This window comes from Vicinamibacterales bacterium (assembly GCA_041659285.1).
Taxonomy (GTDB): domain Bacteria; phylum Acidobacteriota; class Vicinamibacteria; order Vicinamibacterales; family UBA2999; genus 12-FULL-67-14b.
In genome coordinates this window covers 55,746-77,912 of the sequence record JBAZYO010000017.1, presented here as the reverse complement: position 1 = coordinate 77,912, position 22,167 = coordinate 55,746, and the positions used below count along the sequence as shown (strand labels likewise).

General features: G+C 45.9%; 19 protein-coding genes. 15 read left to right on the top strand and 4 right to left on the bottom strand.

What is annotated here, in order from left to right:
• Positions 1-3: 3 nt before the first annotated feature.
• From WC815_21485 to WC815_21475, 3 genes are read right to left on the bottom strand one after another with little or no spacing between them, the layout of a single operon-like run.
• Positions 4-1,311 carry an HlyD family type I secretion periplasmic adaptor subunit gene (locus tag WC815_21485; GenBank protein ID MFA5911357.1) on the bottom strand — a complete coding sequence of 436 codons (1,308 nt, stop codon included), beginning with the start codon at positions 1,309-1,311 and terminating at the stop codon, positions 4-6.
• Entirely contained in the window at positions 1,311-3,557 is a 2,247-nt protein-coding gene (locus WC815_21480; GenBank protein ID MFA5911356.1) for a type I secretion system permease/ATPase, read from the bottom strand. Before WC815_21480 ends, WC815_21485 begins: the two co-directional genes overlap by 1 nt.
• 3 nt (positions 3,558-3,560) lie before the next feature.
• Positions 3,561-4,949, bottom strand: a complete 1,389-nt coding sequence (locus WC815_21475; GenBank protein MFA5911355.1) for a TolC family protein — start codon at positions 4,947-4,949, stop codon at positions 3,561-3,563.
• Positions 4,950-5,139: 190 nt separating this feature from the next.
• Here WC815_21475 and WC815_21470 point away from each other — a divergent pair, with 190 nt between their 5' ends.
• The 14 genes from WC815_21470 (at position 5,140) to WC815_21405 (ending at position 20,282) form a co-directional block, all read left to right on the top strand.
• Complete coding sequence (locus WC815_21470; GenBank protein ID MFA5911354.1) at positions 5,140-6,855, top strand: glycosyltransferase family 4 protein; 1,716 nt, start codon at positions 5,140-5,142, stop codon at positions 6,853-6,855.
• 84 nt (positions 6,856-6,939) lie between these two features.
• Positions 6,940-8,055, top strand: coding sequence for a tetratricopeptide repeat protein (locus WC815_21465; GenBank protein MFA5911353.1), 1,116 nt, complete (start codon positions 6,940-6,942; stop codon positions 8,053-8,055).
• Positions 8,056-8,218: 163 nt separating this feature from the next.
• Positions 8,219-9,076, top strand: coding sequence for a tyrosine-type recombinase/integrase (locus WC815_21460; protein MFA5911352.1), 858 nt, complete (start codon positions 8,219-8,221; stop codon positions 9,074-9,076).
• A gap of 279 nt (positions 9,077-9,355) precedes the next feature.
• On the top strand, positions 9,356-10,108 hold the full coding sequence (locus WC815_21455; GenBank protein ID MFA5911351.1) for a hypothetical protein: 753 nt from the start codon (positions 9,356-9,358) through the stop codon (positions 10,106-10,108).
• A 76-nt stretch (positions 10,109-10,184) separates the two neighbouring features.
• On the top strand, positions 10,185-10,841 hold the full coding sequence (locus WC815_21450; GenBank protein ID MFA5911350.1) for a hypothetical protein: 657 nt from the start codon (positions 10,185-10,187) through the stop codon (positions 10,839-10,841).
• A gap of 43 nt (positions 10,842-10,884) precedes the next feature.
• Complete coding sequence (locus tag WC815_21445; protein MFA5911349.1) at positions 10,885-12,678, top strand: S8 family peptidase; 1,794 nt, start codon at positions 10,885-10,887, stop codon at positions 12,676-12,678.
• Between the two features lie 800 nt (positions 12,679-13,478).
• Positions 13,479-14,171, top strand: a complete 693-nt coding sequence (locus tag WC815_21440) for a hypothetical protein (GenBank protein MFA5911348.1) — start codon at positions 13,479-13,481, stop codon at positions 14,169-14,171.
• 50 nt (positions 14,172-14,221) lie between these two features.
• The gene (locus WC815_21435) at positions 14,222-15,364 is read left to right on the top strand and encodes a hypothetical protein (GenBank protein ID MFA5911347.1); all 1,143 of its coding nucleotides are present in this window, start codon (positions 14,222-14,224) and stop codon (positions 15,362-15,364) included.
• A 72-nt stretch (positions 15,365-15,436) separates the two neighbouring features.
• On the top strand, positions 15,437-15,874 hold the full coding sequence (locus tag WC815_21430) for a hypothetical protein (protein MFA5911346.1): 438 nt from the start codon (positions 15,437-15,439) through the stop codon (positions 15,872-15,874).
• 19 nt (positions 15,875-15,893) lie between these two features.
• Positions 15,894-16,094, top strand: a complete 201-nt coding sequence (locus tag WC815_21425; GenBank protein MFA5911345.1) for a hypothetical protein — start codon at positions 15,894-15,896, stop codon at positions 16,092-16,094.
• 55 nt (positions 16,095-16,149) lie between these two features.
• Positions 16,150-18,096 carry a hypothetical protein gene (locus tag WC815_21420; protein MFA5911344.1) on the top strand — a complete coding sequence of 649 codons (1,947 nt, stop codon included), beginning with the start codon at positions 16,150-16,152 and terminating at the stop codon, positions 18,094-18,096.
• Complete coding sequence (locus WC815_21415) at positions 18,093-18,563, top strand: hypothetical protein (GenBank protein MFA5911343.1); 471 nt, start codon at positions 18,093-18,095, stop codon at positions 18,561-18,563. The genes WC815_21420 and WC815_21415 overlap by 4 nt, the downstream gene beginning before the upstream one ends.
• Positions 18,564-18,954: 391 nt before the next feature.
• Positions 18,955-19,458 carry a hypothetical protein gene (locus WC815_21410; protein MFA5911342.1) on the top strand — a complete coding sequence of 168 codons (504 nt, stop codon included), beginning with the start codon at positions 18,955-18,957 and terminating at the stop codon, positions 19,456-19,458.
• A gap of 176 nt (positions 19,459-19,634) precedes the next feature.
• Positions 19,635-20,282, top strand: coding sequence for a hypothetical protein (locus WC815_21405; protein ID MFA5911341.1), 648 nt, complete (start codon positions 19,635-19,637; stop codon positions 20,280-20,282).
• 930 nt (positions 20,283-21,212) lie between these two features.
• On the opposite strand, the gene WC815_21400 is transcribed toward WC815_21405, so the two are convergent.
• Positions 21,213-21,659, bottom strand: coding sequence for a universal stress protein (locus tag WC815_21400; protein MFA5911340.1), 447 nt, complete (start codon positions 21,657-21,659; stop codon positions 21,213-21,215).
• A gap of 144 nt (positions 21,660-21,803) precedes the next feature.
• On the opposite strand from WC815_21400, the gene WC815_21395 reads away from it, so the two are divergent.
• Positions 21,804-22,142 carry a hypothetical protein gene (locus tag WC815_21395; protein MFA5911339.1) on the top strand — a complete coding sequence of 113 codons (339 nt, stop codon included), beginning with the start codon at positions 21,804-21,806 and terminating at the stop codon, positions 22,140-22,142.
• Positions 22,143-22,167 lie beyond the last annotated feature (25 nt).

Sequence of the window (22,167 nt, the reverse complement as noted above, 5' to 3'; positions counted from 1 at the left end):
CTTTTATCTGACGCTCATGCCCTCGTGCATATATTTCATCAATGGGTAAATGATAAATTCAATAATGCGCCTTTTTCCGACCTTTATTTCAGCAGTCACTGTCATACCGGTCTCAAGAGGCTGCTTAAGTCCTTCTATCATCAAGAATGGCGTGGTGGGCTGGACGTAGACATCAAAGACCATGCCTTGTTTCTCGTCTTCATAGCTGTCTTTTGAGATTAGTTTGACCGTGCCCTCAAACATGCCATACTTTTGAAAATCAAAAGTCTCAACCTTAATCTGGACAGGCATGTCCTTTTTAACAAACCCGATATCCTTGTTCAAGACTGTCACTTTTACTACGATTGGACTATTTGACGGAACAATAGACATTAGCTTCTCAGCTGGTGTGACGACACCACCAATGGTGTGCACAAATAATCTATCGATGTGACCATTGATAGGGGAGCGAATTTGTTGCTTGGTATTTTTGAATGAAAGCTCTTTTAAATCAGCTTGTATTTTGGCTCTCTGCCTGTGTTTATCTGCAAGTTCTTTGAGGTTGTCCTCATGATACTTGTGCCTGATTTCATTGGCTTCTTCATTCAACTGAGTTTTCTTGTGACTAAGCTGCGTCAGCTTGTGATTTGCTTGCTCAATATCACCTTTGTAGGTCGTTATCTCGTCTTGAACCTTGTCATAGTCAGTCCTAGCAACAATATCAAGAACGGCAGAGAGCCGATATTCTTTCGTTAGACTCGCTTTTAACAGGGTGGAATATTTCTCTTTTTCTGCCTCTGTTTCTTTGATCTCAGCGTCCGTTTTTGACAACTCGGCAGTTTTAGCAGCAAGAAGACTCGATAGATTACTCAGGCTTGAAGCGTGAAGTTGTGACTGTGTATCAAGGATGTGAGCATGCTTGCTGTTTGACTCTGGCGCGAACCCACGGCCATCAATGCAAGCATTTATTCTTTCAATTTCAAGATCACTTTGTTCGATATCGGCTGACAAGGACTCTATCCCTGGCTGAGTAGCCGATGGGTCGATTTCCACCAGGGGCTGCCCTACCTTGACTAAATCGCCCTCCCTCACAAGGATTTTAGAGATGATGCCTGAGTCTAGTGGCTGAATTATTTTGCTCTCGCCAACAGGCATTACCCGCCCCAGAGAAGAAACAACTATGTCTATCTCTCCTAGACACATCCAAATGACCGTGGATGTAAATATCAAAATCACAAGCCAAAAGGTCCATTGAGAAAGCGGGCTAATGGGGCTGTCTTCAATTTCTGACAGGACCGGCTTGAACTCATTGCTATCATCAGATTTAAACATCAGACAGCACCCGCCTTAACTGGTCGCTGCTCTTTTTCAGCAACCAAACCGGCTGTGCCAGCTTGTTGTCTGTTTAAACTGGCATACAAGCCGTCTTTTTCAATTAGTTCAGAGTGAGTACCAGACTCAACAATCTTGCCTTTGTCTAGGACAATCAGCCGGTCGCAGCTTCTAATTGTAGAAAGTCTGTGGGCGATGATGATTGTTGTTCGACCTTTTTTGATTTCATTGAGGTTTTCTTGAATTATCCTCTCTGACTCATAGTCGAGGGCTGAAGTGGCCTCATCAAAGATAAGTATCTTGGGGTTGCTAATAAGGGCGCGGGCAATGGCTACTCTCTGTTTCTGCCCGCCGGATAGTGACGCCCCACGTTCGCCAACAACAGTATCGTAGCCCTCTGGCAACTCAGAAATAAAATCATGAGCTCCAGCCACCTTGGCTGCAGCGATGATCATGTCCATTGAGGCTGAAGGCAGGGGATCGCAGATATTGTCTCGAATGGAACTATTGAACAAGAAGCTTTCTTGTGGCACCACGCCGATGTTAGAACGCAGCCACAAGGGCTCCATGTGGCGTGTATCGACACTGTCAATAAAGAGTGAGCCGTCAATTGGCAAATAGAGCCGCTGGATGAGCTTAGCTACAGTACTCTTGCCGCTACCGCTGCGGCCAACGATGCCGATGCTCGTACCGGCCTCAATTTCCAAACTGATGTCATCGAGCACCTTAGGTCTTGATGGACCATAGGCAAAGGAGATGCCCTTAAAAATAATGGCCCCCTGGACCGCAGGCAGAGTAATGCTCTTTGATGACTGTACTTCCAGCGGATGGTGCAATATGTCACCCAGACGATCAACGGCAAGTAATGCTTGTTGGAAGTCATTCCATAAATTGACCAGCCTGAGCACCGGCTGGGTAAACTGACCGGCAAACATCTGAAAGGCTATTAGTTGGCCAATGGTGAGCTTGTTCTCAATGACCAGGCGCACACCCATATACAGCACCCCAATGGTCATTCCGCGCTGAATGAGCGAACAAAAAGCACCGGCCACATTGCCCATATTGGCCAGCTTGAAGCTCGCCTTCAGATAATTACCAAGAGCATTCTCCCACTTGCGCTGCACAGCACCCTCGACAGCCAGAGATTTGACAGTCTGAACGCCGGTAACACACTCAACAAGATAGGAGCTGGACTCTGATGCCATAATGAACTTGTTCTGTAGCCTGTTGCGCAGCTCCGGAGTGACAATGACATAGATTGTGCCAACCAGGGCAACTCCCGCCAGCACAATGCCGGTCAAAGGAGGGCTGTAAACAAGCATCATTATTACAAAGACGAAAGAGAAAAGTAGGTCGATGATGAGAGTTACCGACTTGTTAGTAATGAACTCCCTGATGGTATCCAGTTCTCGAACCCTGGCTACGATGTTGCCGACCTTCCTTGTCTCGAAGTAGGCAAATGGCAGGCGCAAGAGGTGACGAAATAGCTTTGCCCCCAACTTTGCGTCAATCTTGTTTGCAGCATGTACAAACACATAATTGCGCACCATATTTAGTGCGAACTCAAAAACACCAACGAGCAAGAAGCCAACGGCCATAACATCAAGGGTAGTTAGAGTCCTGTGTACAATCACTTTATCCAAAATTACTTGAGTGAAAAGTGGCGTCACTAATCCAAAAAGCTGGACAAAAAACGATGCCAGCATTACCTGGTTGATAGCATTTCTGTGCCTAACTATTTCTTGGAAGAACCAGCCAAAACCAAACCTAGCCTCCTGCGACAAGAGTGCTTGGCCAATCACAATAAACTTGCCGGGGCAAAGACCTTTTAGCTCGTCTTGCTTAACTTCCGTCGGCTTCATTTGCCCAGGCATGAGCACTAAAGCCACTTTCTTGACCTTGTCAGCAGATAAGATCAGACCATATTGCTGTTCAACAGTCTGAAAAATTACTGGCAAAGGGTATTTCTCAATAATTTTGGCGACCTTTATCTGCTTAGCAGAGGCCTTAAGACCAGCACTCCTGGCTATCCTAATTAAATCATGAATTTCTAGTTCTTTTGGTCCCACTGCAAATTCGCGCGATAGTGCCCTCACGTCGAAACTGATATTTCTTACCTGAGCCACTATCTGCAAACAAATCAAACCAGTCTGAACAGATGGCTTGCACTGATTTCCGGCAGGCTCTTTCTCATGATGTTCGTGGGATGAGCACGAGTGATTTGCATCTTGAGACTCTTTAGACATCAATTAACCTTCAGCCATGGTCCGAAGCTTCCGAACATGAGCCTGGAGCTGCACTTTCGACTTCAACAGTTCAAGTTCCTGCTCCGCCATCTCGATTTTCTGAGAGAGTTCCTGGCTGCGATCTAGTAAATTTCTATCAGCCAGACGACCGAGAATGGCAGCTTTTACATTATGTTGAGCTATCAGCTGTGTTCTGTTTTCTACGTCCACGCCGTGCATCTGAGCCAGCTGAGTGGTCTTGGTGTGAGACTGCTCAACCTCCCAGAGCTTCTTATCACGCTCGATAAGCAAGCGCTCAATTTCAATTTTCTTGCGTTGCCGCTCTGAATAATTCTTGAGCTGATCAAAGACTGGGTAATTGACACTCAAACCAAACGATATCGTCACCGGTCTTAAAGCTTTGAAAGACTGAAGGAAACGGTACTGATTGAAGCCGTACATATAGAAGTTGCTGTACAAGCCAATTTGCGGGTAACGCTGCCGGTCAAGAGCCTTTAGTTCTGCCCTCTTGCTGGCGATTTCTCGGTCATAAAATTTGTGATCGGGTGTTCTATCGAGCACGATTTTCTCAAAGATTTGAGGCGTTGTATCACTGTAATCAGCAACCTCGGTGGAGTCCACGTTGTAGATATCGTGAGTGTATTCACTCAACTCTTTGAGCTTTTCCACATAGTCGTATTGAGCATGAATCAAGGCAGTATGAGCGTCTGCCGATGCTAATGCCGCTTCAGCGACCTCGGTCTTGGCGACGTTACCGGCATCAAATAGCCTTGCCTTACAAACATATACGCCTCGGCGCAATGCCAGTACTTGAGCCTTATTACCCACATTTTTAAATGCAATAAGGGCATCTGTATATTTGTCGATAACAGCAAGTTTTATATCTCGCCGTCTCTGTTCAACTGCAAAGCGCGAGGCTATATGGTGTTCCTTTGCGGCAAGGACGGCCTTTGAACGAGCACCAAAGTCAATAACATTCCAGCTGGTGGCCAGATTTATCGATGTCTGATTTCTAGTAGTGTTGGGAATGATGGTGTTGTTTACGACAGCAACTTGAGTCTGATCATTCGTTAAATCCCGCAAGTACTCACTGTTCATGTGAGCAACTATGTTTGGCAGGTAGTCAGTTCTCTTGCGCAAAATGTCATTTTTATTGAGCTTCACATCAGCTTCTGTCAGCCGCACATCGTAAGAAGCCAGAAGGGATCTTGAAACCACTTCATCGAATGTGAGCACGTCAGCTCTGGCTTCTGCCATTGGCAGAGCAAATCCAATTAACAGCGAACTCAGAATAATCCGTGCAGATCTCATTAGAAGCTCACTTGCCATAGATTCCCTTTCCGCTGCAATAAGCAATGGTTGTGCACTAACAAATGGACAATGGGATTCCATGGAGCGACCTTACCGCCTCCAAGCAAAAGCAAAGAGCAGCAAGACTTTCAAGGGAGGAATTGTAACACCGCCAATCTCTTTGCATCCAGGTTTTCAGGCGCTCGTCAGACATTCTAAAGATTAGACTGAACTTAGCTGATAGCCTGAGGCCTCGTGCTAACCTCATCACAAGACTTCTGGAGCCGAATCAATGAGCAAAGCAGAGAACCAGCAAAGCAATGAAATAGCGTTTTTCTACCACCCCAGCATGTACACAGCCAGTACATTCGGCCCGACTGGAAATCAGCAGTTCGCTACCTCGTTTGCTCAAGCCTTTGTCAACGTCAGTGCTCCAAATGCAATCACCTGCTTTGCTCAAACAGAACCTATGTTCCAAGAATTTGCCGAGCTGATTAAGCCATACGCCAGGCAAGAAACCAAGTGCTCCTGGATACGCCTTCAAGAATATGCCAAGCTCAGCTCCGTTGGTGCCTTATTCAACCCATCACCAGCGATAGCTAAACTTGCCTGGCAAAGGCGACATTTAGGCAATAGAGCCTACAGCCTCATTGGAGTAGCTCATAGCCTGCCGCATCACTTGGTTCAAGATGCTCTTGCAGAGCTTGTAATAGGACCGCTTGAGCCGTGGGATGCCCTTGTCTGCCCATGGGAAAGCACAAAAAAAGCTGCTATCCGCGAGCTTGCCGCCTATGGCAGCTACCTTAAAGAACGCTTTGATATTCCCGGAGACATTAAACTCGGGGCACAGCTGCCGGTAATACACCCGTTCGTGCGCATACCAGAAAAGAATGACGAGCTGTCTGGAAAAGAGCTTAGAGCAACTCTAAAGATTGACGATTCAGACATCCTCGTCTTGAGCGCCGGTAGATTTAGCCCTCTAACCAAGGCCAATCCACTACCAATGCTTTTAGCATTGCAAAGGTCTGCTACTGAAACTGGCACACAAACACACTTAGCTCTGGCTGGCTGGTTTGAATCAGAAGCTGTAAAAAATCAGTATCTACAAACCGCTAAAGAAATTGCTCCTCTAGTGGCAGTACATGTTTTAAATGGTCAAGAAGCCAAGACTATGAATGCGGCATGGGCAGCAGCAGACATCTATACAGAGTTAAACGACAATACGCAAGAAAGTTTTGGGTTATCCATTCTTGAGGCCATGGCTCATGCACTACCAGTAGTGCTAAGCGATTGGGGTTTCCACCGCGAAATTATTGAACATGGTAAAAACGGACTTCTTGTACCTACCACAGGACCACTGCCTGGACTAACAGACGACTTTGCCTTGCTAAGCTCACTGTCACTACTAGACCATCAAAACCATGTTGGCCTAGCCAGTCAGTTTATTGCAACGAGTGTTTCTGATTGCGCTCAAGCTTATTCAAGCCTGACAATAGACAAGAACAAGCGGCTTGAGCTTGGGAAGAATGCCAAAGCTACAATATCAGCTAAGTTTGGCGGCAATCTGATTGTTGCCCAGCATCAATATTTGCTCGGTGAATTGGCGAAAATTCGCAAGAGCACCGACGTTGAGTTTGCACCTTTGACTCAGGCTACAACTGCCTATCCAATGAGATTAGACACAGCGGTGATGTTCGCCGAGTTTGCCACAAACACTCTGACTCCCTCTTCACTCTTAAGCCTCGACGGTACAGCTGAAGCTGCGATAGCATCCTTAGCGGCAATTGAGGCTCTCGCATTTGCAGCCACAGCAAAGCCTGTACTGCTGCCACTAGAAGAACTAAAAAAAATACTTAGATTGATTGAAGAGAAGAAGACCTGTGCAATATCGGACGTGACCATAAAGTTCAACTCAGATCAAGGAAGAGCGCTCCTACTCTCAATTCTTTGGCTCTCAAAGATGGGGTTGGTTTCTATTAAAGAGCCTGCACTAGTAGCATCAAAATAGGTAGCCAATCTAACTGTTTGTCAGATTATGTTTTCAGGCTGACGATTTAGGCATCCCATACTTCTTAACTACAGGCTCACAGGTATGAATACGAAATCATTGTCCATCCTACTAATGGTCTCGCTACTGGCTCTAGGCTTGCCTTTTACAGGCCAGCCGGTGACAGCTCAAGCGACTAAATCAGCTTCAGCTAATAGTCAAAGAGTTGCAACGTTAAGAGACTGGGTTGCCTATCTTCAGGCCGGACAAGCCGCTCTTAACAAGAACCAACCTGATAAAGCGCTCTATTACATTCAACTCTCTGAAGCCTGCGCCAGAAAAATTCCCGGACCAGAAGGTATCGCCAAGCGAAGAGAAAGCTTGAAGATGCTCGCTACCCTCTGTACGGAGATGGGCCGCCACGGCCAAGCATCCGAGTATATACGTCAGGCAAGAGAAATATCTGTTGCTTCTTACAGACCCTCTGGCGACATCGTTATCGATCTCAATGCTCAAGCGGGAATACTTAAGAAACAGGGCAAATATGCCGAAAGTGAGCAGAAATATCAACAGGCAATAGCTGCCCTCGGTGCCGCCCGTAAAGAAACAGCAGACGCAGCTTGCGTCCACGACAATCTTGGTCTTGTATATCAAGAACAAAAGAGATTTGACAAAGCTATCATCGAGCACCAGGCAGCATATAACATCTATCACAAACTAGTTGGTGACAACCACAAAGATACTGCGTACTGCCAGAGTAATCTGGCAGAGGCCTATATGGGTCTCAAGGACTATGCCAAAGCAGAGCCTCTCATCATCGCTGCAAAGTCGACACTAGAAAAAACCGAGGGTTCACAAAGCCATGCCACAGCTAGCTTGCTAGACAATCTAGCTACACTCTACACTCGCACAAATAGGCTAACTGAAGCCGAGGATCTGCAAAGGCGCGCCATAGTAATTATCGAAAAATACCACGGTCACTTTAGTGCCGATACTGCCATCAGTATGAACAATCTTGCTACCACTTACAGCCTCGAAGGCAAACACGACGAAGCTAAAAGAACATCGCTGGAAGCTTGTGCCATAGCTCAAAAGGCTCTCGGTCCAAATCATCCATACACGAGGCGATGCTTGAGAGTACTTGATGGCATTCTCGGAAAGGGGTTGAAGCAGGAGCCCGGGGCTGCTCCAACTCCAACAACATCACAAGCTCCACAGTAAAAGTACTGATACATGTGTAATATCAGTACTTTACTCTTTCAAAAGTACCGATATTCGGCAAACCTCATGATATTATCGCCCTCAGAAAAGTACTGATATCTGGGAGCCTTCAAAATTGGTCAGAAAAAAGACTCAAAAAACGGCGACAATCGCCGACCATTTTATGAGCTACCAGATTTGGCTTAAAGGCGCGCCATTATCAGAACAGAGCAAAAGGGCTTACCGTAGCCGTATAAGTCAGTTCTTGGACTATCTAGCAGCCTCTGAGAACAAATTCGACCTTGTCTTGACCGAAGCAAGAGTAGCTCAAGTAGCTCTCAGAGATTACAAGCGACATTTAAAGCGCTCATGCAAGTTTGCACCGAGTTCAGTCAATGCATCTCTAACCGCAATCAACCACTTTCTACAGTTCATGGGCCTGACGCCTGCCAAGATTGACCGAGAAGATTTACCACAGGAAGCACCCAGGGCGCTGACACCAGAAGAGCAGAAACGTTATATCAGCACGGCCCAAACTAGAAGCCGGGCACTTGACCGGGCGGTGCCACTGCTGCTGATAAACACTGGCGTCCGTATTGGTGAATGTGCCGCTCTCGATATGGCAGATGTTTCAATAGCCGGGCGCAAGGCTCAAATAATTGTGCGCAGCGGCAAAGGCGATCGCTACCGTGAAATCCCCCTGAATGAAGTCGCTCGCGATGCTGTTCGAGACTGGATACTTGAGAGAAACAAACGCTTTGTCAATTCAAAAATAGATGATGCTCTCTTTCTAAATCCACAAGGAGCCCGCATGTCTGCAACCAGCTTGGATAGAATTGTAAGAAAGGTAGGCACTGCTTGTGGCATCGATCTATCTGCCCACATTCTTCGCCACACATGCCTGACTAATCTAGTGCGCAACGGCACTGACTTAGTGTTAGTAGCAGAGATTGGAGGGCACAGGCGGCTGGAAACAACCAGGCGCTATGCTTTGCCAACTAAAGACGACAAGCAGAACGCACTAAATTCACTCATTAATTGATGGGGAATTCCAGCGCTAGTGCACCAGAACATTGTCGCTAGTCCAAATTCGAGAGCATTTCATGCTGATGTGGCTAAGTCCTGTAAGAGCTTGTCAGCTGTCCGAAATACGCATAGATTAAATCAACTTTTCAAGCGCATCTCTTAACTATGCATTAGCTTTCGTGCGGATATACTCCAGGATCATTTAAGGGTCGATTCAGGCACCGCCTACTGCCGGTAACCCACGCGAACCTTTGGCAACCCCGGGCAATTTAAACACATGCACGAAGGAGAGAAAATGCCTACAACAATCACTCAAGAAAAAGCTTTGGATTTTGTGAAAAATATTGAACTTCCAGAGATCGGTGCAACACCGGCTGGACTGGCAACAGGACCAGACTACAGCAAACAAGCTTTTGCCAATGATGCCAGTCTAATTTTGTTCACAAATAATGTAAGTCTTCAACACAAGCAAGATATTCTCAATTCGATGTGTCTAGCGCAGCGTGCCGCAAAATTCGTCAATCCGGGACTTGATAATCCTCAGGTTTATTACAACAAGTATACAGAGGTTCTTCAGGCCATTGGCTACGCAGTGGGCGGTTGGCAGTTCACCAATTATGCTGGAGCTGGTCAGCAATTCTCAGTGGACAAGGTAGTAATTGACATTCTTGCTGCTGTATTCACTGGGACCGAAATGACTATGGTGAAAACAGTAATTGATGCATTGAAAAATCTTCAAAATGACGGAGGATTCACTCTATTTGAGCGTGAATCACACTCTTTGAAGGACGGGAATTTCAGGATTGGGGTTTGCGACGAATCCGCTGGTGTTGTAGGAATGAAAGTTGGTGCATTTAATTTCTCAAGTCAATCCAATGTGACAAAAGTTCTGTTCTTCTCATGGAGCAGTGCTTCTGCGAGTTTCAATCATTCATCTCAAAATCTGATGCTGAATGACCAGCTATATAATTTCGTTAGAGCGCAGGTTCTAATGAAGCTTGGAGTTGCCGCTCAACAATACGTGCAAGACCTACCAATTCAAATTTAGGGCTAGTTAATTAAATGGGCAGCAGTAATACCTGCTGCCCATTTAAAAAATGATAGTTCGTGAGAATGGGCAATCAATGAATAAAACTGGATACATCAACTCTGGCATAGTGCAGTTTTTCTCAAACAATGTAAGTGATGAGAGAAGAACTGACGTTTTAAATTCTACTTTGTTTGCACAAAAGGCTGTAGACGCTCAGGTAAACAGAAGAGAAAACTCACTAGTATGGTTTACGCAGTACACCTCCGTACTCTTACCTCTGGGTTGGGCAGGCAATCAGTGGAATATCATGGATTATCAACTGAATAACAATACCAAGTCATTATCAGCCGCTGTCTACGAAATCATGTCTGAGCATTTGAATAGCGAGGAGAGATTGTCTCTCAATCTGGCTTTTTCATATTTAAAAAATTCGCCTGATGCTACAGCTACTAAATTACTAGAAAGTGAGTCAAAAAGCCTTTATGGTGGCACCTTTCAAATAAGCTCAGTTGATCAAGACATTGATGGAATTGTTTCAATGAAAGTAGGTGCCTTCTTCTTCTCGTCTAGTTTATCAATACCAACAACAATGCTATCAACGGACTTAGGTGCCAGTGTAAAGCTTGCTTATAGTTCTCAAATACTGACTCTGAACAATGAAGTCTATAAAACAGTTAGAAAGTCGATTGAAAAGAAACTGGGCACAAAAGCTAGCAATTATTTAATCGCACTCGACGTAGGACAGCCATGATGCTTGAGCAATTACTTAATAGAGATCGCAATAGAGGGCCGAAATGAAATTTGAACTTACAGATATAGAAGAAATGGACCCTAAGCTTCAGCAACTGGTTTCAAAAGAACAGCGCGGAATTAAAACTCCGCAAACCATTTCTAGCGATGCTGGGTTTGTTTCAGTGGTCGCGCGAGTAAGTGATTTAGACGCCTGGATGAATCTCACCGAAATTGTCCAAGCCTCACATATTGGCAACTCTGATGACGGAACGGAGTCAATAGTTACTGGCCGGGTGCCAGTGAAACTTATTACTGAAATTCGAGAAAAACATTTTGTTAGAAGCCTCAAGCCTGGAGTAAAACTCAAGCCAACATTAGCAGCTACCGTAGAGGAGATCAGAGCCAGCCAATCAATAATAGAGCCACTTATACAAGGAAGCGCTCCAGGAGCAGGAGTAGTGGTTGGCATCATTGACTACGGCTGCGACTTCGTTCACAAGAATTTTCGACTAGCTGATGGAACTAGTAGAATTATGGCCATTTGGGATCAAACAGGCCCGTCCAATCACGAATCGCCTTTTGGCTATGGATGTGTGTATAGCCGAGAGCAAATCAATCTAGCACTACAAAGTCAAAATCCCTATTCGGCGTTAGCCTATGAGCCCGGACCTAACTCTCACGGCACACACGTTATGGATATCGCTGCTGGCAATGGTATAGGAACTGGCGTTCCAGGTGTTGCACCAGGAGCGGAAATTATTTTTGTTCAGATTGCTACAGATGATATCGCTTGGTCTGGACCAGATGTTGTTGATACTTCATTTGGTGACTCTGTACAACTACTTGAGGCTGCAAAATTTATATTTGACAAAGCTGGCGACAAACCATGTGTTATTAATTTTAGCCTTGGAACAAATGGTGGACCACATGACGGAAGTCGGCTTGCAGAGCAAGGTTTAGACAGTCTCCTATCATTCAAGAATAGAGCAATTGTGATTGCAGCTTCTAATGCATATGCAGATAATATTCATGCACAAGGACGAGTTTCTAGTGGCGGCTACACAGATATAACCTGGCAGGTCGGTGCCTTAGACCCAACCGAAAATGAAATTGAAGTTTGGTATTCAGGTCAAGACGAATTTGAAGCTGAGTTAATAGGACCGGATAACAGTTCGGTGGCAAAAACAAAATTAGGAGAGAATGGTCTTTTAAAAGACGATGCTGGAAAAGTTGCTCTTTTTTTCAGCCATAGAAAACACGATCCCAACAATGGCGATAACTTGGTTGACATCTTCATGGAACAGGGACTACCAACTGGTCTATGGACTTTAAGACTCCATGGTGTAACTGTTTCCAATGGTTTTTTTCATGCGTGGGTTGAACGTGATGACAACGGACAATCCAGCTTTGTAGCACCATTAGACAAAGGATTTACACTGGGTTCAATATCAACAGGTCGAAAAACAATTGTTGTTGGTTCATATGATGGGCACAGAACAACAAAGCCGCTATCCTATTTCTCATCTGCGGGTCCCACGCGTGATGGTCGAGAAAAGCCAGAAATAAGTGCACCAGGGCATGAAGTGTGGGCAGCTGCATCAAGAAGCCTGAACGGATCAGTCAAAAAAAGTGGTACCAGTATGGCTGCACCAGCAGTTGCTGGTGCGATAGCAATAGTCTATGCTGAGGCTCATTCGCAAGGACTAAAATTAAGCAATAAAGATGTTCGAGACTTAGTCGTTCAAACAGCTAGACAGACTTCCCCAGGCAACTCTTGGGATTCGCGGTATGGAAACGGCAGACTAGATGCCGAGGCGATGCTGCAGAGGCTATCAGTGCAAGTTCCAGTTAACTAGTTTTGACGGGTGTTAGTTCGCGGAAAAGAACGTCATCGAAAACGCAATGAAATGATCCAAATATCACCGCTCACGATTGCCAGAGAACAACCACCATTATTGATTAATCCAGCGGGTCAAAGTGCTTGAAGACGAAGTATCAGGCAAAAAATAGATGGTTCAGTGAGACTTAGCGTGACCTTAAGCGGAAATTAGTAGTTGATAGATTCGGTGACAGATTAACTGTCACCGAATCTATGATGAAAGGGCATAATTTAGTGACAGCTGTTGATTTAAAAATTTCCACATTTGAGGAAGATCTCACAAAAAAATCAATGATTTCGAAACGCATTCTGATAGGCATAAAATGACCTTCCGGCGACAACAGTTATTAATCGCTATACTCTCTGCCGCTGTCACAATCCTGGCTGGTGCTGCCACTATATGGAAAGATCCTATCTGCAGTTTTCTTGTCATATTCGTTTCTTCATCCGTAATGGCTCTCAGTGCCTACTTTGAGATACTAAAATCTCGTGAACTTTGGCAGCACGAACGAGAAACCTACTACGATCTGGTTGACCTACAACGTCGATTCAATTTTTACAGGAGCGATATAAGCTCATCTACACAGCTTCTAGATTCCTACTTTAATCGCTACGAAGAAATTCTGGCGTCAAGCAAGAAAGAATGGTCCAAACAGACTGTTCAAATTAAGGCAATTCCTTCAGCACCAGCTCAAACACCTTGACTTAACCAGGTGTTCGGTAGTCAAACAGGAACCAAAACCTTGGAAGTTACATACAAGAAAGTCGGAGAAAATAATGCCTTTAACTGCTGAACAAAAGTATGTTCGGAACCGCTATGTCGAATTCCTCAGTCGTCTGGCTGCATTAGCTAAACAATATCCACCATATGCCCCCAACGCAGCCAGCGGACACTTTAGGAATAATGTTGTATCAGACGCGAAAATCATCAAGGCTGGCCGCGCAGCGGAGATTCCATTGGCGGGTGTCGATAAAGAGTTTTTCAAAGAGTATTTGCTCTTTTACAAAGGAATCTTCAGATCTTTTAAGAAGCATGAGAACCATCATGCTAGCTGGACCGGCAATAGTGGATTATTTTTAGCCTCCTTTAAAACGTTAGCTCCTACTATTTTGAAACTGGCAAAAGCCATTGGAGGCCTCTATGAAGGGGATTTGATTCAAATAAAAGCTGTAGTAGAAGAAACTAATCGGCTGATTGAAGACACAAAGCAGAGAAACTTTTCCAACAATGGCCGTCATGCAAGTGGTCACATAAGTGTTGGAGTCAAAGAAGCTGTAACTCAGTGCATTGCCTCTTTTGCTTTGCGAAAATTCAGTAAGAATCTTCAGAGCCAGCAGATAGTTCTTGCCTGTTATCGCCAATTGAACGGATTAAGCACAAAGCGACATGATCCGTGGTTAAAGGCTAATTGGCAACTTCGTTTCTACGCGATTTGCAAAATGTCCGCCGTGCGTTTGAAAGCTCTGTGACATTCCTTCGATCACAAATAAGTATTATCTGATTTAAGCAGCACTGCTCCTTGTTGGTCATCATGCGAAAATATTTCGGTGATATATTCATTCAGGGAACGTTCAAAATGATCAAGTCTGGTCAGTCACTTCCAGTATTGACGGTCAACGGGCAGTTCATGTCTGATTTCGTAGATGCCGACAGCCCTTGTTTCGGGCTCGGCCTAGTGGAAGTAGAGGGCAAAGAGACAGGTTTCCTCGCATTACGCCTTGACGAGATCATTCCAGAGCATGTTCTTACTCGCGGATTTAGGCTTGGACACCAGCTCTTAGGCTCAGATGAGTTTGAGGTCATCTATTTTGGCTTCGAGTTTTATGGCTTCAAGACCTATAACGTGCTGCTCAATCCCAGTAGTGAATTGGTCAAGACTGTTCTTGAGACCATGGTCGAAAGCAAAGACTACTTTTTCCTTTCTATGAGTCCTACTGGCATGATTACAACTTTTCGCGCCGACATAGGCAAAGAAAACCTTGCTGGACTCAAAGACAATTTGGACAGGATATTAGATTCAGAGACCACAGATGAGCAATATGAGCGGTTCCTAGCCAAGTTCAAAAAGGCACCTACTGTTCCTGGGATGTTAGTGAACTGGGTCTGCCAAGACGACGAAGACTATCTCGACTTAACTGATGACCGGCTCGATTTAAATCCAGGAGAGTCAGAAAGCTCGTCAGAACCTGAGTTTACTGGCAGCCGAGTTGAATATCTTTCGGCGCTGCGTAAAGAAAAACTTGGACCTCTCCCTGAAATTCAATGGCATGAAATCATTCGCTTGCCTCTAATCGCTCAGCTCATTGATGGCAATGCCCAAGACGTAAAGCGGCAGCATGATCTTTTAGTTGAAGGTCAAGACAGACCCTATCTATTTGACGAAGAGACTATTGATCGAGTCATAATGGCGCACCTTGAAACGTTAGACTTTGTCGAGATTTACATAGAACAACTCAGTCGCTGGCAGAAAGAGAAACTAACAAAGAAGCAGCAAACAGAAATAGCGCGACTTCAAGAGCAGAGTGAGTATTTGAAGAGAATAACGACTGCCGTACTATCTCTGGCCGACAGCATTGCCGATGCCACCATCGACCAGCTCATTGGTATGGACGAGGCCGAACTAGGCTTGAAAGGACTTCTCGGCGAGATACCAGGAGCATGATTGAGCACTAGAAACACAAACAGTAGCGATGACCTTATCAGTCAATAGAAAAAGCGGGAGGCGTTATCAGGCATGAAAGTTGTGACTGAATGCCGGTTTCAACCGGAGCCAGAAAACGACCTATACCTCTCACGTGTAGAGCCGTCATGGAGAGGAACAGTAATAAACAAAGCGTTAAGCCAGTACCTGAGCCAACAAGCCATGATAGACATAGCCGATGGCAAGGGCGTGGTTAGCTTCTGGCGAAAGCTTGATAGTGACAAGAAGGCTGAAGTACTCAGGCGATTGGGCACAGAGGGCGAGCACAGCGAAAAAGCTGATCCTGAGCTTTGGAAAATTGTGACAGCAACAGAATCGAGTGATTTCTTCGTGATGGCGGCAAAGTACCTGACGCTGCACCAGATCAAACATGGCAGACCCTGGCAGGCTAATAAAGAAATAACGGGAGCCAAAACCAGAAAGTTGCGGCAGCCAAAGACAAGAGGGAAGCACAGTGACGGAACCAGCTGAAGTATTTGAGATAGGAGATGTGGTCAAAGTACTCTCCGAGACCAGAGCAAAGGACTTTGAAGGCAATATCATTGAATTGCCGACCGGCACGCAGGGCACGGTGATAGAGGCGGCAGAAAGTGAGTTTCAGCTAGAAATAGAGTGCTTGGTAGAAAACGACATAGTTGTTGTTATGGTGTACGACGACCAGGTAGAGCTAGTATGGCGGGAGCGGGGATAGTTATCTAACGACCAGGGGAATAATAGCCCAAGAGAAGGGCACGGAGACGCCGCTAATGTCAGATGATAAAATCAAAGACAAGGGCGACTACCCGGCGAGCGGGGAACTGTTGAGACCAGCGCTCGATACTGCGGACACGCAACAAGTGAGAAACGCGAGTGCTAGCGAGCTAGAAGCCATCAAGAAAGCCAACCCAGACGCGAGCGACGGGTCAGCCACACCAAGAAATAGAACCACAATTTATGCCGGCGCCCTGATGGCAGGACAGGACAAAAGTATAGAGCTATTCGACCGACAGCCGTCCGGTCAAGAGAAATTAGTAGCAGCAAGAGTAATGCCGGAAGTAGCGAAACAGGCATTACTCGCGAGAGAAAACTTAGAACAGCAGTCAAAGACAGTTGAAAAGCTAACCAGGCAAGCAAAAGAAAACCCTGTATACGAGCCAATACTAGCGCTCAGGAAACATGCCGACGGTATGGACCCAGGCGAACAAAAGAACATGCTTGTCCAATTATCAAAAGATCAGACAGCCGAACTAAGGGGGCTGTTCAGACAAGCAGAGGTGCAGCCTGGCGGTCAGGTGCAACCCGGCAAGCAAATTACCATAGGGCAGCGCAGTTATAGCCCTAATGATGTCATGGCATACGACAATCAGCAGAAGGACACAGCGACTGACGCAACTAATGCCACAGCACCCAAGTCTGACCAAGAGCTAGACGACCGCCCGTTGTACAACTTGGGACTAGAGCAGAAAGAAGCGAGCCTCTTTGCCACTGGCATAGGGTATTTAGAAGGCTACAAGAAGCCAGAAATAACTACTCAGGTGCTCTTTGAGAGAGTGGCGGCTTTGCCTCTATATCATCAAGCATTAGTCTTTGCTGCTGGAATCCAGGCATACAAACAAGAGATTGACCATCAGCAATATCGGATAGCTGTAGGTTGCATAACTGGGGTCGGTGAGAGCGTTGTCGGCATGGCCCAGGGAGCCGATAGTCTCGGCAAGTCTATTTGTGAGGCGGCGCAGTTTAGTAGAGACTTAGTGGAGAACAATCCGCGAGCGAGTGACACAGCTGAAGCCGCAGGGCATTCATTTGGCAAGCTCCTGGTCGGTGGTATTCGTGTCTTCGACGCTGCCGATAACTATCTTGGCAGCGTAGGAGCCGCTTCTTATGAGGGCGATCATACCAAGGCATTTAGAGACATATCAGAGCTCGGGCATCAGATGAACCAGAAATGGCAGTCAATGAGCCCAGAAGAAAAGACGAGGCTAACAACAAGACTGGCCATGGACAACCTGGGACCAATAGCGGCAGCTGGTGCCGTTAACAGGCTGGCTAAGAGCATGGATGTTGTGGGTGCCTTGCAGGACTTGGGCAAGACAGCCTCGACATTTGGAGGGCGGGAGCGTGACAAATACCAGCGGTTCATAGGTGAAATAATTGAACAGTGCGAACCTGAATTAGTCACCAACACCGGGGATAGGCTGAAGTGGCGTGATGTATCAAAAACAGCCGAGCAAGCCGCTGATGAAAACATCAGCAGGATGTCGCCTTACTTTGAGAAAGGCAAGAAAGCAGCAATAGAGGGCGGAAGCAAAAGAGCGGCAGAACTTACAGGTTTGCCTGAAAAGCAAATAAAGAAGCTAGTAAAAGATGACCCCAGAGCACTTGAGCGAATGACTAACGGTCAAATGATCTACATGGAGAAGGTCTACAGGGAGACGTATCTGACAGCCCACCCAGAGTATAGAAACTATTCTAAGCCTTTTGAGGTGCACCACAGAATTCCGCAAGATGTCTTAGAAAGGCATCCTCAATTGTTTAGTCATAGAGAAATTCATGATGCTAGTAACCTGGTTGGAATCCCCAGAGACACAAAGGCACACGCACCAATTAAAGACCTTTGGAAAGACTTTCTCGATAAGAAGAACGTCTCCAGGTCAGACATTATTGATTTTGCGAACAAGATAGATGAAGTGAATAAGAGGCAGTATTTACCATGAAGTTCTTTCAATTCAGCCCCCAGACCGCTGGAACCACCGGAGATAAAACGGTTTGCGAAGACTGGTCAGCACGCCCGATAGTGTTTCACAAGCTCCAGTTTGAGCTGGAATTGTGGCCAGAAGACGATCTGATTGAAGCTATAAATCAAGGTTATGCTGGTACTTGCAGCCTGGCGGAAGCAATTAAAGCAGCCTGTATGACAGGGATAGAGTTTGACGCTCTAGATATGATCAAATATGACCAGTTCTGGCTCTGGGAAGAAGAACATCCGGGCGAGAGCATACCAGAATACCTTTGGTTTAAATTTACAGGTAGGGCTGGTATAGATGATTTCGGCATGACATATATCGAGGATGGTTTTCCCCTAATAGTGTCTGAAAGAGCTTTGAAATTATTGACCAGCTTTAAGATTGGTCATTGCAGGGTCAGAGATTTTGATCCAAGTTTATTAGTTGCGCAGTCATGACCGAAAGGAGAATCAGTGGCCGACGAAGTAAAAAGCAAGAAGGCTGAGGCAGTTAATTGCGACTGGTGCCAAACAAGAGTAACTAGGTCAAGACAGCGCTCTTGCTTTCGATGCAAAAGAACCACATGTAAAAGCACTCGCTGTGGTGTCTTCAGTATTCCATCACTCACAGGAGAAAATCAGGTTTGGATTTGTCAATGGTGCGTAATAGACGGGCTAAAACAATTGGGCTTGTAGGCCCGATCTAAGATAATGTAGCGCGTCACTGCACCCGGAAGCTGTAGACTACAGCTTCTGAGTATATATTAATGCGCCGAAGTTTATATACGATTGACCAACCCGACGAAGCACCTGTAGGCTCTTATTAATCTTTCCAAGAGGTAACGAGCAGATGGCAAAAGAATACTTCAAAAATGCCCAAACCTGGAAACAGATTAGTACGAATGTTCCGCAGGAGATGTACCACGCACTGCGCAGCCGAGTGACAAAAGACATTTCGATGTCTAAGCTGCTTAGAGACATAATTACTGAGTCCGACTTCATGAGAGTAGGTAATCTTCCAAGTCCCTGCTGGTCAGTTGAGTTGACACAACATATTGTTGACTTAAGAGCTGAAGTAGCTGCTGAGAAACAGGTAAGAGAGAATGTCGAAAAAACACTGTCTGAGCTAAGAAGAGAGATCGTCGAGTTGAAACAGAACGTTGCTTCCCCTTCAGAAGAAACGAGGTCTCAGGCAGAACAGGAGTCTAAAGCAACACCGATAGTGACCCTTGTGCCGGTCATGAAGCCAGAGGAAGCCAATGAGATACAGCCTGAAAGAGAAAGAACAAAGATATGGCCTAATATAGTAGAGCGCCTGACGGAGATGTTTGGTGGCACGCAGAAGACTGCGTGATTTTTCTCGGTCAAAGCTATGACCTTTTGGCCGCGTGGATAGCATCCGTCTGAAGCCCTTGAACCGCTTTGGAATGAGCTGGTGTACAGAAGAGTATGCTGGATGTTTTCGTGCCTCATGTAGGCTTGTACAATTCTCGTATCGACGCCTTCTGAAGGTAGCTGGTAGCCTTTGCCATGCCGAAGCATGTGGGGGCGCCCACTTATTTCAAGGAAGGGATTACCCTGGTAGTATCTCTAGGCTTCAGGTGGTTGTTCTTTTCAGCAATTCTAGTTGGTCTCACTTCGGCGCCCTTCTATGCCTTTGCCATCTCATTTCTAATTAGAGTACATGGTTTCACTACCACCGAAGCTGGTGCTGCATTTGGACTGCTGCAAGGTCTTATGGGAATTTTGAGAATACTACTTGGTGGGTGGGGTTTCGATCGCTGTGTACGAAGCGGCAGAGGGCAACTTCTCTTTGCACCTTCTATAGTTTTTTTCATCGCATCGTTTACGACCTTGGTTGCGCTTCTTGTTCAGAACAATTGGTTAACGGTAATTCTGTTTGTTCCTGGTATGTTCTCGTTCGCGTTTCTACTTCCATGGGCATTTGGCTCCGCTCATTTGGTAGCTGGACCTGGTAAGCAAGCTTTAGCGTCAAGTCTTGTTCAGATTGGTTCAAGTTTTGTTGGTCCTACTCTGGGTCCGCTCATGGTGGGCATGGTTAGCGATGCAGCAACTGCAGCCCATCACACTGATGGCTTACGTTGGGGCTTGTTGTTAGTTCCAGTTGCTAGCTTTTTGACTGGCCTTGCTCTTCTTCATGCAAACAACTCAACTTGATTTCAAATGCAAGATAGATGGTGGCAAAATTGATTTTTACTTCTGTTTCCATTTAGGTTTTCTGGGCCCTGTGCAAGCAGTTTAGGCAGTAAACGGGTTTTGTACCAGTGGGCTTGAAGGGTACCCTGGTCACTGTTCCGCAATCATGGCAAGAGACTTCTGTGCTGGCATCTGGGCTTTTTCCTGTTCTCTTTGCTCTTAGTGATATGCGGCAATTTGGGCAGCGTGTAGGCAAGTTAAACAGGAGTTTTTTGGCAAAAAACTCCTGTTCTCCAACCGTAAAGACGAAGGGCTGGGAGCAATCTCGACATTCTAAGGTTTTGTCTTCTAGGGTCATCAGTGCACAAAGAGAAGCCCCGGACGCTATGCCCGAGGCTTGAGTATATCTAGGCTTCCTGGATACCTGCTGTTATCATGCCCAGAATTCGCGACCGGTAACAGACTAGAAGTGGTTTGGACGGCTCGCAATTTTCGTTAATTCAGCCGCCAGTAACGGTAGTATGTCAATAATCAGTAAACCCACTCGGCCCGCTTGCTACAGATAAGGCAACACGCGTCCTGTCTTTCTGCAAGAGGAAGGCTGAAACAAAGATCGTTTTTGTGTTCTGCGCAAACTCTGTAGATTGGCTTTTTGTCCCATTCGAAGACATTCATTGAGCGGCTCAGAAGCTTATCAAGTTTTGCACTCACCTCATGCACGATCATGCGCACGTATGGTCCCTGTGTCATATTTTCTTGCTCATCCGGCAGCCAAATGTTTGCTTCGCCTACACAATACCTAAAGTGTTTTGGGTTTCGCGCTATGGCTGGGTCGTCAAAATCTGTTTCTTTTGTCGCACTAGCTTGAGCGCCGGGTGTGTAAGTTCGGAGGGCCGACAACCCGCTCACCCAAATATTACTTGCAATGCAAGCTTGCTTTTGGTGCTTCTGCTAATCTCGAACCAGCATGATGTTTGCTGGGCAATGGTTAACAATGTAATGTGCAATAGGATCATTTTCCATGAACCAACCTGATTGCTTGGAGACATCCCGCGTGCCAACAAACACTACATCGGCACCAAGTTCAGCGGTGGCAGTGACGATGCCTTTTCCAACCTCAGGTGCTTTCCATACAACCGAAGTAATAGCAATATCGTCAGTTACAAATTTTTCAACAGCTTGATGCAGCTCTTCAGTAGCTATCACGAAAGGTTCTTCTGTAGCTATAAGTTCTGCGACGATTCCCACAGAATGCGGGTCAGCAATCACCTTTAAGATAGTTATGCGCGCCTGGTTAGCGGCTGCCAAATGAACTGCAAGCGATAACACTTTCCCGGTCTCTTCCGCGCCGCTAAATGTCACCAAATAATGCACCAAACCACCTCTCTTTCCTGCCATTTTGGCATTATTCAGCCTAAGGGCAAGTTAAGACTAATCCAACATCTGGATTTCGGAGCTGTGGAGGTTGTGGAGCGTTTACTTCACCTTAACCGAGATGCGCGATTCTAAGCCTGCGCATGAACCAGAGGAAAGGAACATCTGATGTTATTCAAAATCGCCAATATTGAGTTCTTGGGACCTTTCTCCAATCCTGGGGAGATTGAAGCCAAACAAGGTATTTTCCTTCTTCTCAAGCAAATTGGAAATGAGTTCGAAGTGATTGATTTTGGATATTCCAAAAATCTTCGTACAGAATTAAATATTCCAGATGAGCAAGAAAGCGCGGCAGCTTGCTCTATTGTCATCGCTGTCCACTATTCTCTGGAACCAAGTTCATTGAAGACCCATCTTCGCGCAATTGAATCATGGTTTGAGCAACGAGACTCAACAACGCTTCCAAGCGCTACACCAGAAGAAACTCTGCTGGTGTCATTTAAATAAATAGTACTGCATAAGGGTGACTCGA